General features: G+C 60.9%; 8 protein-coding genes. All 8 read left to right on the top strand.

Annotation, left to right across the window (positions count from 1 at the left end; all coding sequences use genetic code 11):
* Positions 1–26 precede the first annotated feature (26 nt).
* Positions 27–3,026: a SusC/RagA family TonB-linked outer membrane protein gene (locus tag J4D97_RS06165; RefSeq protein ID WP_243900168.1), complete on the top strand. Its 3,000-nt coding sequence runs from the start codon at positions 27–29 to the stop codon at positions 3,024–3,026.
* A 31-nt stretch (positions 3,027–3,057) separates the two neighbouring features.
* Positions 3,058–4,644: a RagB/SusD family nutrient uptake outer membrane protein gene (locus tag J4D97_RS06160; protein WP_208306810.1), complete on the top strand. Its 1,587-nt coding sequence runs from the start codon at positions 3,058–3,060 to the stop codon at positions 4,642–4,644.
* Positions 4,645–4,705: 61 nt separating this feature from the next.
* A complete protein-coding gene (locus tag J4D97_RS06155; protein WP_208306809.1) occupies positions 4,706–5,734 on the top strand; it encodes a glycoside hydrolase family 43 protein in 1,029 nt (342 codons plus the stop codon).
* A 3-nt stretch (positions 5,735–5,737) separates the two neighbouring features.
* On the top strand, positions 5,738–7,654 hold the full coding sequence (locus tag J4D97_RS06150) for a glycoside hydrolase family 35 protein (protein WP_208306808.1): 1,917 nt from the start codon (positions 5,738–5,740) through the stop codon (positions 7,652–7,654).
* Positions 7,655–7,657: 3 nt separating this feature from the next.
* Positions 7,658–9,763: a DUF2264 domain-containing protein gene (locus J4D97_RS06145; RefSeq protein WP_208306807.1), complete on the top strand. Its 2,106-nt coding sequence runs from the start codon at positions 7,658–7,660 to the stop codon at positions 9,761–9,763.
* 322 nt (positions 9,764–10,085) lie between these two features.
* Positions 10,086–12,482: a TIM-barrel domain-containing protein gene (locus J4D97_RS06140; RefSeq protein ID WP_208306806.1), complete on the top strand. Its 2,397-nt coding sequence runs from the start codon at positions 10,086–10,088 to the stop codon at positions 12,480–12,482.
* Between the two features lie 126 nt (positions 12,483–12,608).
* Complete coding sequence (locus J4D97_RS06135; protein ID WP_208306805.1) at positions 12,609–15,155, top strand: glycoside hydrolase family 95 protein; 2,547 nt, start codon at positions 12,609–12,611, stop codon at positions 15,153–15,155.
* A 139-nt stretch (positions 15,156–15,294) separates the two neighbouring features.
* Positions 15,295–17,499: a family 43 glycosylhydrolase gene (locus J4D97_RS06130; RefSeq protein WP_243900167.1), complete on the top strand. Its 2,205-nt coding sequence runs from the start codon at positions 15,295–15,297 to the stop codon at positions 17,497–17,499.
* The last annotated feature ends 115 nt before the right edge of the window (positions 17,500–17,614 follow it).

Below are 17,614 nucleotides of genomic sequence, written 5' to 3'. Positions count from 1 at the left end.
TACTCTTATGCGGGACGCTTGTACCCTTGCAAGTAGCCCTCGTTGCGCCTGCTGCGCACAGCCACCCCGGAGCATACGAGCGCTCCACAACGGCAGCGGCAGCTCCCGTTGACCAGACCATTACCGGACGCGTAACCGACGACCAGGGCCAGCCCCTACCCGGCGCGACGGTAGTAGTGAAAGGTACCACTATCGGGACTGGCACCGATGGCGACGGCCGCTTTTCGCTGGTGGTACCCACTGCAAACCAGGGTAGTACATTGCTGATTTCGTCTATTGGCTTCACCTCGCAGGAGTTTCCGCTGGGCAGCCGCACCACGTTTGATGTGCGAATGGTGACGGATACCAAGGCCTTGGAGGAAGTGGTGGTGGTAGGCTACGGCACCCAGAAGCGCTCCGACGTGACGGGCTCGGTGGTATCGGTGCCGCAGGACCGGTTGGAGAAGCTGCCGGTCTCGAACGTGGCGCAGGCGCTGCAAGGGGCGGTGGCAGGTGTGCAGATTACGGGTGGATCGAGTGTGCCGGGCAACCAGCCGAGCATCCGGATTCGGGGGGTGCGCTCTATCACGGCCAACGCCGACCCCTATCTGATTGTGGACGGGGTGCCGTTTCCGGGTAACCTCAACGACATCAATCCCAATGACATTGCCAGCATTGAGATTCTAAAAGATGCTTCTTCCACGGCCATTTACGGTACGCGGGGCTCCAACGGGGTTATTCTTATCTCTACCAAGCGCGGTAAAACCGGCAAGCCGCAGATTCGCTACAACGGCTATATCGGTCCCGAGTACCTGAACAACCGGCTGCGCCCGCTCGACGGCCCTGCTTACTCCGCTAAATACCAGGAGTTTGCCCGGCAGCGGGGGCTAAACGTAACCCCAGTGCCTAACCTCGGCGAACAGGCCAACTACGAAGCCGGCCGCACGGTAGACTGGTTCGACGAGATTTCACAGCAGGGCATGATTCAGGATCATAACCTGTCGGTGTCGGGTGGTACGGACGACGTGAAGTACTTCGTGTCGGGCGACTATTTCAAGCAGAAGGGGGTAGTAAAAGGATTTCAGTTCCAGCGCATCAGCCTGCGCACCAACATCGACGCCAATCTGACGCCCTGGCTGCGTGTGGGTACGTCGGCGTTCTTTTCCAGCAACAACGACGATGGCGGCCGCGCCGACCTCAGCCTGGCCCAGGTAGCGAGCCCATACGGTACCATCTACAACCCCGATGGTTCTTACACGGTTTTCCCGCAGCCCCCAGAACAGCTGATTAAGAACCCATTGGTAGGCCTCACCACTACCCGCGAGAGCCGCGTCAACCAGCTCACAGGCACGGGCTACGCCGAGGTAGCACCCAACTTCCTGGATGGCCTGAAGTACCGTCTGAACGCTACCTACTCGTACCGGCCCTACCGCTACGCCTACTACGAAGGGCGGGCTTTTGGCAACCTGCGCGGTGGCGCCCAGCTTGTCAACGATGAGCGGATGAACTACACCATCGAGAACCTGCTGATTTACAACAAAGACATTGGCAAGCACCACTTTGATGTAACCGCGCTGTACAGCTCCCAGCAGAATACGTACTTCACCACCACCGAAAACGCGAGCGGTTTCATCAACGATGAAATTGGGTTCAACAGCATTGGCTCGGGTTCCAACACGCCCACTATCAGCTCGTACAGCGAGCGGCGGGCGTTGGTGTCGCAGATGGGACGCATCAACTACAACTACGACAGCCGCTACCTGTTTACGGCCACGGCCCGCCGCGACGGTTCATCCGTATTCGGAGTCAATGCCGATAAATACGCCATCTTCCCCTCGGTGGCGGTGGGCTGGAATATTGCCAACGAAGCCTTCCTGCGCAATAACAACAAAATCAGCAACCTGAAACTGCGCTTTTCTTATGGTATAACTGGCAATGAAGCAATTCCAGCGTACGGCACCATCACAGGCTTGGCGCTAGGGCAATATGCATACGGTGGGGTAGCTTCTACTTCCCTGCGGGCAGGCACTATCGGTAATATTGGTCTTGGCAACGCGAACTTGAAGTGGGAGCAAACCTCCAGCGTAAACTACGCGGTGGACTTTGGCTTCTTCAACAACCGTCTGTCGGGCACGGTGGAGTACTACGATGCCAAAACCAAAGACTTGCTGCTGGCCCGGCAGATTCCGATTATAACGGGCTACAACTCCATTCTGGACAACATTGGCCGGGTGCAGAACCGCGGCATTGAGCTGACGCTGACCTCCGTTAACATCGACAAAAACGGCTTCAACTGGAGCACCAACTTCAACATTTCCGGCAACCGCAACAAGATCCTGGATCTGTACGGCAATGGCACCGACGATATTGGCAACCGCCGCTTCATTGGCAAGCCGCTGAGCGCTATCTACGACTATGAGAAGGTAGGGGTATGGCAGGTAGGCGAAGACCCCTCGGCGCTGGACCCCGGTGCCAAGCCCGGCGACCTGAAATTTGCCGACCTCAACGGCGACGGCCGCATCACTAGCCTCGACCGGCAGTACCTGGGTACTGCGCTGCCCGACTACTCGGCGGGTCTTACCAACACCTTTGCTTACAAAGGCTTTAGCCTGCGCATTTTCTTCCAAACGGTGCAAGGCGTACTCAAAAACAACCCCACGCTCAACTTCCTGGACCTGGGCGGGCGCCTGAACACCCCGCGTGAAGTAGGCTATTGGACGCCCGAGAACATGAGCCAGGACCGCCCTGGGCTGAACTATTTCAACCCACGCGGCTACGGCTACCCCAGCAATGCCAGCTTCACCCGCCTCAAGGATATAACACTGAACTACACCTTCGCTCCGGCCCTGGTAGAGCGGCTCAAACTGGGGGGAGTATCGGCCTATATCAGCGGGCGCAACCTCTATACCTGGACCGACTGGGTAGGCTACGACCCCGAGCAGAACTACACGCTTGGCAACGGTACGGGCAACACCGACGGCAATGGGCCGCCCAACTTCCCCAATGTGGCTACCTACGTGTTCGGCCTCAACCTGACGCTGCGCTAATCTTCCCTACCCGTCTTTTACAGCTTCTGATATGAAACGTATTATAGTTGCTTGCTTTGGCTTGCTGGGCGCTACGCAGCTGCTCAGTTCCTGCGCCGAAGACTACTTGGATGAAGATCCAAAATCCTTATACACCCCCCAAACAGTACTGGTAGACTCGCTGGGCTTTGAGGCGGCTATGGCCGGTTTGCAGTCCGTTGTACGCGAGCAGTACACCCGCTCCGACGAGCAAGGCTTGCTGAGCGTGATGCAGGTGGGCACCGATGTGGCCATTCCGGGACAGGTGCAGGGGGTGGAAGTGCCCTACTACAACTACACGCAGCTGACCTCGCAGGACCAGGGAGCCAACGTATTCTGGAACCAGGCCTATCGGATGATCAACAACGCCAACCAGATTATTGCCGGAGCCGCTACGGCGCCCGCTACGCTCCGCCAGGGCTACAAAGACCGCATCAGCGCCGAAGCACGCTTCTACCGTGCTTACGCCTACAACTTCTTGGCAACACTCTGGGGCGATGTGCCGCTAATAACGGAACCCGTCACAACGGCCCGCACCGACTTTGCGCGCGCGCCTATTGCTGAAGTCAATGAGTTGATCATCAACGATCTGAAAACAGCTATTCCAAGTCTATTGCCAGCCAGCCGCGTGATTTCGGGGCGTATTGCGAAGGGGGCAGCGCAGCACCTGCTGGGGGAGGTATATTTGCGCACCAATCAGAACGCGCTGGCCGAGCAGGTGCTCAAAGAGGTAATCGACGGTGGTCAGTACAAGCTCATCACGGCCCGCTACGGGGTGAAATCCAATCAGCCCGGCGACTACTTCTCCGATATGTTTATTATCGGTAACCAGCGCCGCAACCAAGGCAACACCGAGCTCATTTGGGGTATTGAGCAGCAGCTACTAGTACCCGGTGCCACAACCAGCGCCCAGCAGCGCCGTGTGTGGGTGCCGGCCTACTACAATGTAAAGGGTATGGCCCTGGCCGACTCGCTGGGTGGCCGTGGCTTGGGACGTTTGCGCTTGAGCAACTGGGTCGACTACCGCCTCTACCCCAAGGATGAAAGCGCCGATATGCGCAATTCGAAGTATAATCTCAAGCGTCGCTTCTACTACAACGACCCCTCGCAGACTGCCACGTATGGGAAGCGTGTAACGGGCCTAACGGGCTCGGATACCATTTTCTACATCACGCCCTACACCACCAAGTGGAATCAGTTTGACCCCACCGACACCTTTGGGTTTGGCACCATTAAGGACATAACCATGATGCGCCTGGGCGAAACCTACCTGCTGCTGGCAGAAGCCCAGTTCCGGCAGGGTAAGCTAGCCGATGCCGCAGCCAGCATTAATGTGTTGCGCACCCGTGCCAAAGCCGCCCAGGTAACGGCTTCGGATATCACGCTCAACTTTATTCTGGACGAGCGCGCCCGCGAGTTGATAGGAGAAGAGCAGCGCCGTATTACGCTGGTCCGTACGGGCACCCTGGTAGAGCGCACGCTCCGCCTGAATGGGGCCTCCGTTACGGGGTTGACAGCCAATAACTTATTGTTGCCCATCCCACAGTCGGAGATTGACCGGAACATCAACGGTACTCTCCGTCAGAACACAGGCTACTAACCCTACCCTTCATCGGTAGACGGCCGACTGCCGGTGCAGTCGGCCGTCGAGTATTATGCGTATGCAGAAATTCTTTTTTCTTGTGGTAGGGTTGGGGCTGAGCACGGGTACTACCCTGGCACAAGCCCCCGCTACGTCCGGCAGCGTCCCGAAGGCGAAAACCGCCGCCTTCCGCCCCGGCGAGCTGTGGTACGACACCGACGGCAACCGCATCAATGCCCACGGCGGCGGCGTGTTGCAGGTAGGTAACACCTACTATTGGTACGGCGAGAAGCGCGCCCAGCACCAGGAAGAAGGCGTGAACGTGTACAGCTCCAAAGACCTCTATAATTGGAAATATGAAGGCGTGGCCCTACCCCCCAGCCAGGATGCGCAGAGCGACATTGCGGCCGGCTGCCTGATGGAGCGCCCCAAAGTCATCTACAATAAGAAGACTGGCAAGTACGTGATGTGGTTTCACCTGGAGCTGAAAGGCCAGGGCTACAAAGCCGCCCGCGCCGGCGTGGCCGTGGCCGACAAGCCCACCGGCCCATTCAAATACGTGAGCAGCTTCCGGCCCAACGGCAATATGTCGCGCGATATGGGCTTGTTTGTGGACGACGATGGCGCGGCCTACCACGTTTACTCGGCTCGCGAGAACTACGACCTGCGTCTGGCCCGCCTCTCGCCCGACTACCTCACCGCTACCCCCCAGGACTCGCTACTCTTTAGCAAGCACCAGGAGGCGCCGGCCCTGTTCAAAACCGACGGCAAGTACTACCTCATCACCTCGGGCTGCACCGGCTGGGACCCCAACCAGGCCTCCCTGCACGTAGCCGACCGGCCCTTTGGCCCCTGGAAACCCCTGGGCGACCCCATGACCGGCCCCAACGCCAAGCTCACCTTCGGCGGGCAGTCGACCTACGTGCTGCCGGTGGCGGGCCGGAAGGATGCCTTCCTCTTCATGGCCGACCGTTGGAACCCCAAAGACCTGAAAGACAGCCGCTACCTGTGGCTGCCGGTACAGTTCAAAGATGGTCAGCCTACCATTGGGTGGCTGGACCAGTGGAACCTCAATTTCTTCAACAACTCCTCTACTAAACCCCTCTAGGCCGTGCTGAACCAAATGATTGTGCGGGCGCTGCTGCTGGGCGGCCTTAGCCTCTCCACGCTTGCTACCACCACGCAGGCGCAAACCAAGCCTGCAAAGAAAACTGCCCCTACCACCGCTGCCGCTAAGCACACCTTTGCGCTGGGCGACGAGCACTTTTTGCTCGACGGCAAGCCCTTTCAGATGATTTCGGGGGAGATGCACTACCCCCGCGTGCCGCGTGAGGCCTGGCGCCAGCGCATGCGCATGGCCAAGGCCATGGGCCTGAATACCATCGGCACTTACGTGTTCTGGAATGCGCACGAGCCGGAGCCCGGCAAGTACGATTTCAGCGGCAATCACGATGTGGCCGCTTTCGTGAAGATGGCCCAGGAAGAGGGCCTGTGGGTGGTGCTGCGGCCCAGCCCCTATGTGTGCGCCGAGTGGGAATTTGGCGGCTATCCCTACTGGCTGCAAAACGTGGCTGGCTTGAAGGTGCGCAGCCAGGAGTCGCAGTACGTAGCTGCCTACAAGCGCTACCTCAACGCCGTAGCCAAGCAGCTGGCGCCCTACCAAGTAAATCACGGCGGCCCGGTACTGATGGTGCAGGTGGAAAACGAATACGGCTCCTACGGCAGCGACAAGGAGTACCTGGCCCAAAACCAGAAGCTGTTCCGCGAAGCGGGCTTCGATGGCCTGCTCTACACCTGCGACCCAGCCGCCGACGTGGCGAAAGGCCACCTACCCGGCCTGCTGCCCGCCGTGAACGGCCTCGACAAGCCCGACCAAGTGAAGAAGATTGTGCGCGACAACCACGCCGGCAAAGGCCCCTACTTCATTGCCGAGTGGTACCCCGCGTGGTTCGACTGGTGGGGGGCACCGCACCACACGGTGCCCGCCGAGAAGTACGCTGGTCGCCTCGACTCGGTGTTGGCAGCGGGTGTGAGCATCAACATGTATATGTTTCACGGGGGCACTACCCGCGGCTTCATGAACGGCGCCAACTACAAGGGCGAGGGCACGCGCTACGAACCCCAGATCAGCAGCTATGACTACGATGCGCCTCTGGACGAGGCCGGCAATGCTACCCCCAAGTTCATGGCCTTTCGGCAGGTGATAGAGAAGCACTTGCCCGCGGGCACCAAACTGCCCGCCGTGCCTGCGGCCAAGCCAACTACCCGCATTCCGGCTGTTAGTCTGAGCCAGGCTACCCCACTGCTGAGCGTGCTGCCCAAGGCCGTGACCAACGCCAAACCCCAGACCTTCGAGGACCTGCACCAGCCCTACGGCTTTGTGCTCTACCGCACGCAGGTGCCGGGCGGCCGCACGGGCGTGCTCAGCCTGACTGAGCTGCGCGACTACGCCGTGGTGCTGGTGAACGGCCAGCGCGTGGCCGTGCTGGACCGCCGCAAGGGTGAGCACCAGGAAGCCACCATCACCCTACCCGCTGGCACTGTTACGCTGGATATTCTGGTGGAAAACCTGGGCCGCATCAACTTCGGCGCCTACCTCTTGGAGAACCGCAAGGGCATCACGGAGAAGGTGACGTTTGCGGACCAGGAGCTGACCGGCTGGCAGCATTTCCCGCTGCCGTTTGATGATATTTCGAAGGTAACGGCCACCAAAGCCAGCCGCGCCTCTGCCGGCAACGGGCCGGTGCTGCGGCGCGGCTCCTTCACCCTCACTACCCCCGCCGATACCTACCTCGACATGAGCCAGTGGGGCAAAGGCAGCGTGTGGCTGAATGGCCACCACCTGGGCCGCTACTGGGAAACCGGCCCTCAGCAAACCCTCTACGCGCCGGCCGAGTGGCTAAAAAAAGGCCGCAACGAGGTGGTAGTGCTGGAGCTGCTGAAGCCTGAGCAAGACCAGCTCACCGGCCTCGACAAACCCATTCTGAACGTGTTGAAGCCGGAAGGCGAAGCCCGCAAGACCAACTAATCCGTGCCCATTTCCACCCAACGCTCCTTCTTGCTTACACCTTCTCCTGCTACACTCCTTCGCTCTGCCCTAGTGGGCTTGCTGGGGGTAGGCGGGTGGCTAGTGCCTACCCCTGGGTTAGCCCAGACCACCCAGCCCGCCTACTTCGATACGCACGTGGCGCCGGCGCCTACCAAGCTGCCGCCCTTTGAGGTGAAGCAGCCCGACAAGCGCCTCAGCCCCTCCACCGGCATGACGCGCCGACACTGGCAGGATGCGGCCCGCTACCTGCTCGGCGGCGCATTCAGCTATGTGCAGAAGCTCGACGACCCCATGCAGTTTCCGAAGGAGCCAGGCAAGAGCTACCCCCGCAACGAGGGCCAGGTGCCCACCGAGAAGCTGGAGGGCCTGTGCCGCACGCTGTTCATGGCCGCGCCGCTGCTGAAAGAGGAGCCGGGCCTGACGCTGAACAACGTGAAGGTAGGCGACTACTACCGCCACCAGTTGGCGCTGCTTGTCGATCCGCAAAGCACCAGCTACATCCGGCCCCGCGCTCAAAATGGTGGTCCCAGCCAGATTCTGGTGGAGTTTGGCGGGCTGGGCGTGGCCCTGTTTGCCGCCCCCGAGGTGCTGTGGGACCCGCTGCCCCAGGCCACCAAAGACGCCCTGGCCGCCACCATGCTCAGCTATGGCGACGGCCCCACGGTACCCCAAAACTGGCGCTACTTCAACATCTTCATCCTCAGTTTTTTCGAGAGTCGCGGCTACCAGGTCAACAAGAAGCTGCTGGAAGAATATCTGCAAAAGCAACTGACCCACTATGATGGCCAGGGCTGGTACAACGACGCGCCCACCTACGACTACTACAGCATGTGGGCGTTTCAGATGTACGGCCGGCTGTGGAGCGAGTACTACGGCCGCCAGCACTACCCCGAAATTGCGGCGAAGCTCAACGAGAACTTCGCCCCGTTGCGCGACACCTACCCCTACCAGTTTGGGCGCGATGGGCACCTGATTATGTGGGGCCGTAGCATTACGTACCGCTTTGCGGCCGTGGTGCCGTTTCCATTGATGGGCCTGCACCCCGCCGCCGACACCAACTTCGGCTGGATGCGGCGCATTGCCTCGGGGGCTATGCTGCAATTCTTACAACACCCCGATTTTCTGGAAGATAACGTGCCCACGCTGGGCTTCTACGGCTCCTTCGAGCCGGCCGTGCAGCCCTATAGCTGCCGGGGTAGCGTGTACTGGATGGCCAAGGCTTTTCTGGGCCTGCTGGTGCCCGCCGACTCGCCGTTCTGGACCGCCACCGAAAACAAAGGCGCCTGGGCTACCCCGGCCCTAGCCAAAGGCACGGTGTTCAACAAGTTTGAGCCCGGCCCCAACATCCTCCTGACCGACTACCCCAACACGGGCGCGGCCGAGTTGCGTGCCCCCTGCCACCAGGATAGTTCCGACCCCTACCGCGGCGACGAAAACTACAACCGCCTGAGCTACAACAGCGCCTTTCCGTGGCAGGCCGATGGCCCCAACGGCGAAGTAGCCATGAACTACGTGTTCAAAAACCAGCAAGGCAAGTGGGAGCCCCTGCGCCTCTACACCTTCAAAAAGTTTGAAGACGGCGTGTACTACCGCGACGCCGTGCTGGAAACCGATAAAAACGTGCAGCTGCACCTGGCCGAAATGCCCCTCCCCAACGGCATCTTGCGGGTAGACGTAGGCCAGAGCCCCGCGGCCACCGACCTGCGCCTGGGGCACTACGCCCTACCCAAACTCGCGGGCACCATCCGGCGCAGCACGCGCAAGGTATGGAGCTACACGGTCCAAATCATCGACAACGGCACCTACCAACTGGCGCTGGTGCCGCTCAGCGGGTGGTCGGAAACGCAGGTGGTGGACGCCACGGGGCTGCATCCGGCCGCCGCCCAAAGCACCGTGCTCAATGCCGTGGGCACCACCTTGCCCAACCACCATCCCGTTGTATTCAGCACCTTGCTGCTCTGGAAAAAATCGGGCGAGAAATGGACGAACAAAGAGATGCTACCCGTGAAAAATATTCATTACGACGCTCAATCCGGCATCATCACTTTGACCATGGCAAACGATCAAAAGAAAACCATACATTATTGATAATCAACCGATACTATTCCGCATAACGCGTGGCGTTCCTACTAGTGGGGGCTTGGGTACGGCTGTATATTTAGGGAAGCAGCCGTGCCCAGCTCTAGCCCTCATTATAGATAACTTACTCAGCGGCCGTGGGAATCCGTGGGGTAGGTGGGGCGTCGCGCGTTTGGAATAATACCTTGGGTAGCGGTGTAGAGACGCATACTTGCGTCTCATCGTTGAACGACATCGGCAATGCGGCGCGGACGACAAGACGCAAGTATGCGTCTCTACACACCGCTTTACACGAACTACTATTCTGACATACATTCAACCTATCTTTCCGTTGACTACATCCACTCTACACCCTCTGTTTTCGGCGGCGCTCTGCCTGCTGCTAGTGCCCGCTGCCCACGCCCAGCAATACCAGAAAACCGCCACCGGCCTGCAACTTTCCACCGACTCGCTCACGGTGCGGGTGCAATTCTACAGCCCCGACATTGTGCGGGTGGTGAAGTTTCCGAAGGGCAAGGAAAACGAGCGCAAGAGTCTGGTAGTGATACAAACGCCCGCGCCGGGCAAACTGAAATACAGCAGCAAAAACGGCCTCATCAGCCTGAGCAGCGCCAGTACCGAGGTGCGCATCGACCCCAACACCGGGCAGGTGCGCTTTCTCACGGCCAAGGGGCAGCCGCTGATCAGCGAGAAAGCCTACGGCTCGCGCTTCACGGGCAAGCAGGATCTGGGTGCCGCTACTTACCGCGTGCGGCAGCTGTTTCAGTTGGCGCCCAACGAGGCGGTGTACGGGTTGGGCCAGCACCAGGACGGGCACCTCAATTACCGAGGCCAGAAGGTGCTGCTGAAACAGCGCAACCTCGACATTGCTGTGCCGGTGCTGCACTCAGGCAAGGGCTACGGCGTGTTCTGGGACAACTACTCCACCACCCAGTTTGCTGACAATGAGCAGGGTACATTATTCGATTCGGAGGTGGGCGACTGCGCCGATTACTACCTGCTGAACGGCAACGGCACGGCCGATGGCGTGGTGGCACAATACCGCCACCTCACCGGACAAGCCCCTATGTTTCCGCGCTGGACGCTGGGCTTCTGGCAAAGCAAGGAGCGCTACCGGAGCCAGGAGGAGACGGTGGACGTGGTGAAGAAGTACCGCGCCCTGGGCGTGCCCCTCGATGGCATTGTGCAGGACTGGCAGTATTGGAGCGAAGACAACGACTACTGGAACTCCACGGAGTTCGGCAACCCGCGCTTCCCCAATCCGCAGGGCATGGTAGATGAGGTGCACAAGCTCAATGCCCACCAGATTATTTCGGTGTGGCCCTCGTTCGGCAAAAAGACCAAGGCCTACCAGGAGTTTGCCGCCAAGGACATGCTCTTCGACTTCATCACCTGGCCGCGCACGCCCCACGTGAAAGTCTACGACGCCTTCGACCCCGCCGCCCGCGACATCTACTGGAGCTACCTGAACAAGAACATCTTCCGGCTGGATATGGATGGCTGGTGGCTCGATGCCACCGAACCCGATCAGCTCACCCCCTTCGATACCGACGACGACAACGAAACCGCCCTGGGCAGCTTCCGGCGAGTGCGCAACGCCTACCCCCTCATGAGCACCACGGGCGTGTACAAGCATCAGCGCGAGACCAGCGAGGCCAAGCGCGTGTTCATTCTCACGCGCTCGGCCTTTGCCGGGCAGCAGCGCAACGCCACCATGGTGTGGTCGGGTGATGTGAACTCGCGCTGGGATGTGCTGGCCAAGCAGCCGGCCGCCGCGCTCAGCCTGAGCCTGGCCGGCTTCCCGTACTGGAACAGCGACATCGGCGGCTTTTTCCCCTCCGGCGACTACCCCAAGGGCGTGAAGGACCCGGCGTTTCAGGAGCTGTTTACGCGCTGGCAGCAGTTTGCGGCCTTCACGCCCATGATGCGCGCCCACGGCGAGTACACGCCCCGCGAGATTTATCAGTTCGGCGAGAAAGGCAGCTGGGCGTTTGATGCGCAAAAAAAGTTCATCGACCTGCGCTACCGCTTGCAGCCCTACCTCTACGCTAATGCCTGGGGCGTAACCAGCCGCGCCAGCACGCTGATGCGAGCCTTGCTAATGGATTTCCCCACCGACCCGAAGGTGACGGACATGAGCTCGGAGTACATGTTTGGCCCGGCCCTGCTGGTGAGGCCCGTAGTGGAGGCGCAGTACGTAAACCGGCCCGACAAGAACCAGCCCGTGCCACCCGATTTCTCGCAAACGAAAACCACCGAGGTATACCTGCCGGCCGGCACGAGCTGGGTGGATTTCTGGACGGGCAAGCGCCACAACGGCGGGCAAACCGTGCAGCGTGCCACCCCCATCGACCTGATGCCGCTCTACGTGCGCGCCGGCGCCGTGCTGCCCCTGGGGCCGCTGCAACAGTACACCGGCGAGAAGCCCGACGCGCCCCTGGAAATCCGCGTGTATCCGGGTGCCAATGGCGAATTCATGCTCTACGAAGACGAAAACGACAACTACAATTACGAAAAAGGAGCCTACGCTACCATCCAAATGCGCTGGAACGACAAGGCCCGGCAGCTGACAGTAGAAAACCGCGCTGGTTCGTTTCCGGGCATGGCGCAGGAGCGCACCTTCCGGGTGATGCTGGTAGATGAGCAGCATGGTACTGGAATAGGCGAGGGTACCGAGCCCGCCAAGGAAGTGCGCTATGCGGGCAAGAAGCTAACTGTGAAGCTATAACTTACCGAACCTCTTGCAGGGCGTTGCCTCCCTATGCCGTTTGGAGGGTAGGCGGTCGGGGCGGAACTGTTGCCAGCCCGGCCCCTGCGTGCTGTGTTATTTATCTTCTCGCTTGATATTCTCCTGATGAAATACTCTCTCTGTCTGTTGGTTTTGTGGGGGCTGCTGGCGCTGCCAGCCGCTGCTACCACCCCCGCCGTACGCAGTCAGGAAGGGCACCCCTATGGCAATCCGGCTACCGCTAAGACTCTCAAGAGCCAGCGCGCCCCCGCCGACCTGAAGCTGTGGTACAGCAAGCCGGCCACGGAGTGGGTAGAAGCCTTGCCCGTAGGCAATGGCCGGGTAGGGGCCATGGTGTTTGGTGGTGTGGAGAAAGAGTTGATTCAGCTGAATGAAAGCACTTTATATAGCGGCGGTCCTGTGCCGGCCAGCGTTAACCCGCAGGCGGCTTCCTACCTGCCGCAGGTGCGCGAGGCCTTGCTGCGCGAGCAAGATTATGGCAAGGCCGACGAACTGGTGCGGCACATGCAGGGCCTGTTCACCGAATCGTACCTGCCGCTGGGCGACCTGGTGTTGCAGCAGGACCTGGGCGGCGCCGCCCCCACCGCTTACCGCCGGGAGCTGGATTTACCATCGGCCACGGCCACTACGCGCTTCACCGTGGGCGGGGTAGAGTACACCCGCGAGGTGCTGGTCTCGGCGCCGAATAAGGTGCTGCTGGTGCGCCTGCGGGCCAGCCGGGCCCACGTTCTCACGCTGGATATAGCCGCCAACAGCCCGCTGCACCACAGCTGGGCCGTGGAGCAAGGCCAGGAATTGGTGGTGAGCGGCAAAGCCCCTGCGCACGTCGACCCGAACTACTACAACCCCAAAGACCGGGAGCACATTGTGTACGCCGATACCAGCGGCTGCCGGGGCATGCGGTTTCAGTACCGCGTGCGGGCCGTAGCGCCGGGCGGGCGCGTATCGGCTGGTCCGGCGGGGCTGCACATTGAGCAGGCCAACGAAGTAGTGCTCTACGTGGTGGCGGCCACCAGCTTCAATGGCTTCGACAAATGCCCCGACCAGGAAGGCCGTGACGAGAAAGCCTTGGCGGTGGAAAACATGCAACGGGCAGCGAGCAAGTCGTTTGGGGCATTGCAGCGGGCCCATGTGGCCGACGTGCAGCGCTACTTCGGCCGCGTGGCGCTGGTCGTGGCCGACACCACCGGGCACCCCGCCCCGGCCCTACCCACCGACGAGCGGTTGCAAGCCTACGCCCGCGGCGCCTACGATCCGGCTCTGGAAACGCTGTATTTCCAGTACGGGCGCTACCTGCTGCTGGCGTCGTCGCGGCCGGGTGGGCCGCCGGCCAACCTGCAAGGCATCTGGAACCGGGAACTGCGCCCGCCCTGGAGTTCCAACTACACCATTAACATCAACACCCAAATGAATTACTGGCCCGCTGAGGTGACCAACCTGAGCGAGCTGCACGAACCGTTGCTGCGCTGGCTGCACGATCTGGCAAAGGCCGGCACCCACACGGCCCGCGAGTTTTACGGCGCCCGAGGCTGGGTAGCACACCACAACTCCGACATCTGGGCCACCACCAGCCCCGTGGGCGACGTAGGCCACGGCGACCCGGTGTGGGCCAACTGGGCCATGGGCGGCAACTGGCTGAGCCAGCACTTGTGGGAGCATTACGCCTTCACCCAAGACAAGCGCTACCTAGCCGAGCAGGCCTACCCTCTGATGAAGCAAGCCGCTCTATTCAGCGTCGATTGGCTGGTAGAAGGCCCCGACGGCTACCTCGTGACGGCCCCCTCCACCTCCCCCGAAAACCTGTTCAAAGACCAGAACGGCAAGCCGCAGAGCGTGTCGGTGGCCACTACCATGGACATGGCCATTATCTGGGATTTGTTCACCAACGTTATCGAGGCCTCGCAGGTGCTGGGCGTAGATGCAGAGCTGCGCAACCAGCTGCTAGCCAGTCGGGCGCGACTGTACCCGCCGCGCGTGGGCCAGCAGGGCCAGCTGCTGGAGTGGTACCGCGACTTCGTTGAAACTGATCCGCAACACCGCCACGTGTCGCACCTGTTTGGGCTGCACCCTGGCCGGCAGTTGTCGGAAGCCCAAACGCCCGAGCTGTTTCGGGCGGCCCGCAAGACGCTGGAAATCCGTGGCGACGAGGGCACGGGCTGGAGCAAGGCCTGGAAAATAAACTGGTGGGCCCGCCTCCGCGACGGCGACCATGCCTACACGCTCATCCGGCAGCTGTTGCGCTACATGCCCGCCAAGGGTAGGGGCGCCGGAGGCACCTACCCCAACCTGTTCGATGCCCACCCGCCCTTTCAGATTGACGGCAACTTTGCGGGCACGGCGGGCATGGCCGAGCTGTTGCTGCAAAGCCACCTGGGCGAAATCGAGTTGCTGCCCGCCCTACCCGCGGCCTGGAATACGGGCCAGGTGCGGGGGCTGCGCGCCCGCGGCGGCTTCGAGGTGGGTATGGCCTGGCAACACGGCCAACTGCACACCGCTACCCTTGCGGCGCTGGCCGGGGGGCGGTGTGCGGTGCGGGCCGCCCGGCCCTTTCGCATCAAGGGCGTACGGGCCGCCCCTACCCACGATGCCCGTGGCTATGTGCTGGTATTCGAGGCCAAGAAAGGGCGTGCCTATCAGCTAGCGGCCAATTAGATCTTGCCGCTGCGGCCCCACAGTAGCGGCGGAACGGTCAAAGAAGGGGGGCAAATTAGCCTTTGCGCGGCCCGCACTGGCTACCCTCCCAAAATTTGACTCTTTTGCGTTGCGCCCACTTCGATACTTTTCTTTCCCTATGATGACGTTCTCTCTTTCTACATTTCGCCGCTGGTGTGCCACCCACGCCGGCACCGGTCAATACCGCTCCTTCGGACGCATGGCCGGGGTGTTGCTGGTGCTTATGCTGGTAGGCCCCGCGAAGCTCGCCGCCAAGCCACCGAAAACCACTGCCTACCTGTTCGCCTACTTCACCGGCAACGACAAAAAGCAGGAAGCCATTCGCTTCGCGCTCAGTCAGGACGGCTACCACTACACCGCGCTCAACGGCAACAGGCCCATCGTCAGCTCGGCGGCCATCAGCGAGACCGGGGGCGTGCGCGACCCGCACATTTTGCGCGGCCACGACGGCAAGACCTTCTACATGGTGGCTACCGATATGGTGTCGGCCAAGGGCTGGAGCAGCAACCGGGGCATGGTGCTGCTGAAGTCCAACGACCTGATCAACTGGAAATCCAGCGTCGTCAACATTCAGAAGAAATATCCCAACCAAGAAAACCTGAAGCGGGTGTGGGCCCCGCAAACCATCTACGACGCCAAGGCCAAGAAGTATATGGTGTACTTCTCCTTGCAGTATGGCTCGGAGCCCGACAAAATCTACTACGCCTACGCCAACAAGGACTTTACGGACCTGGAAGGCGAGCCCAAACAGCTGTTTTTCTCACCCACCAACGGCTCTTGTATTGATGGCGACATTGTGGCGAAAGATGGCAATTACTACCTCTTCTTCAAGACCGAAGGCCAGGGCAACGGCATCAAAGTGGCCGTGTCGGATAAGCTGACCGAGGGCTATAAGCAGCGTGACCCCTACGTGCAGCAAACCAAGGATGCCGTGGAAGGCTCGGGCACCTTCAAGCTCAACAACAGCACCGACTACATCTTGATGTACGACGTGTACGGCAAGGGTCGCTACCAATTTACGCGCACTGCTGATTTTGAGAACTTTAAGGTGATTGACGACGAGGTGAAGATGAACTTCCACCCTCGCCACGGCACCGTGCTACCCATCACCACCGAGGAAGCTACCCGCCTGGCCGCCCGCTGGCTGACGCCGGCCGACCTGTTTGGTACGGCCCAGAACAAGGCCATCCGGCAGCAGAACACCGTAGTAGACAGCGCGGCCGGCAAGGTGGCGTATCTGGCGATGCCGGGCGCCAGCCTGCAACAGTTTGATCCGCAGCTGACCACGTTTGGGCTGACGGTGAAGCCCAGCGGCCCGCAGAACTTCGCCAAGGGTCCCGTGACCTACACCGTAGGGCAGGGCGGCCAGCAGCGCACCTACGCGGTGTCCGTCACCGAAACGCACAACCCTGCCCTGAACGGCTACTACGCCGACCCCGCCATCCTGCATTCCGAGAAAACCGGCAAATTTTACCTCTACCCTACCTCCGACGGCTTTACGGGCTGGTCGGGCACCTACTTCAAGACCTTTTCCTCGCCCGATCTGGTGAACTGGAAGGATGAAGGCGTGATTCTAGACTTGCCCAAGGACGTGAGCTGGGAGAAGAAAAACGCCTGGGCACCCTGCATTATCGAGCAGAAAACCGCTACCGGCTACCGCTACGCCTACTACTTCTGCGCGGGCGCCAAAATAGGGGTAGCGTTGTCGGATAGCCCGACCGGCCCGTTCAAGGACACCGGCAAGCCGCTACTCAACCAACTTCCTGAGGGCGTGAAGGGCGGCCAGCAGATAGACCCCGCCGTGTTCCGCGACCCGCAGAGCGGCAAGCTCTACCTGTATTGGGGCAACGGCTACATGGCCGGCGCCGAGCTGAACGACGACCTGGTGAGTCTGAAGCCCGGCACCACGCAGGTGATGACGCCCGACCGCACCTTCCGCGAGGGCGCTCACGTGTTCTTCCGCAACGGCACCTACTACTTTATGTGGAGCGAGGACGACACCCGCTCGCCCAACTACCAGGTGCGCTACGGCACCTCCACCACGCCGCTGGGCAAGATTACGGTGCCCGCCAACAACCTAGTAATCACTAAAGACCCGGTGCAGGGTATCTACGGCACCGGCCACAACAGCACCATTCAGGTGCCCGGCCGCGACGAGTGGTACCTGGTCTACCACCGCTTCACCTACCCCAAAGGCATCAAAATGGGCGACGCTGCGGGTTACAACCGCGAGGTGTGCATCGATAAGATGGAGTTCAACGCCGACGGCAGCATCAAGCCCGTGACGCCTACCCACGCTGGCATTCAGCCGGTGCAGCGTTGACCCCACCCCCGGCCTCTCCCCTCCGGGAGAGGGGTGCCACGCAACACAACGATTTTGTTGCTGATGGCTGGCACCCCTCTCCCGGAGGGGAGGGGCCGGGGGTGGGGTTAAGGCC

Origin of the sequence: Hymenobacter defluvii (assembly GCF_017589435.1) — a bacterium.
GTDB lineage: Bacteria > Bacteroidota > Bacteroidia > Cytophagales > Hymenobacteraceae > Hymenobacter > Hymenobacter profundi.
Note: the sequence above shows the minus strand (reverse complement) of the source record. Positions and strands in the feature narration are given on the sequence as shown.

Excerpts from the sequence above, each read along its gene's own strand:
- J4D97_RS06160 (WP_208306810.1), top strand. The coding sequence starts at position 3,058 with ATGAAACGTATTATAGTTGCTTGCTTTGGCTTGCTGGGCGCTACGCAG.
- J4D97_RS06155 (WP_208306809.1), top strand. The coding sequence starts at position 4,706 with ATGCAGAAATTCTTTTTTCTTGTGGTAGGGTTGGGGCTGAGCACGGGT.
- J4D97_RS06135 (WP_208306805.1), top strand. The coding sequence starts at position 12,609 with ATGAAATACTCTCTCTGTCTGTTGGTTTTGTGGGGGCTGCTGGCGCTG.
- J4D97_RS06130 (WP_243900167.1), top strand. The coding sequence starts at position 15,295 with ATGATGACGTTCTCTCTTTCTACATTTCGCCGCTGGTGTGCCACCCAC.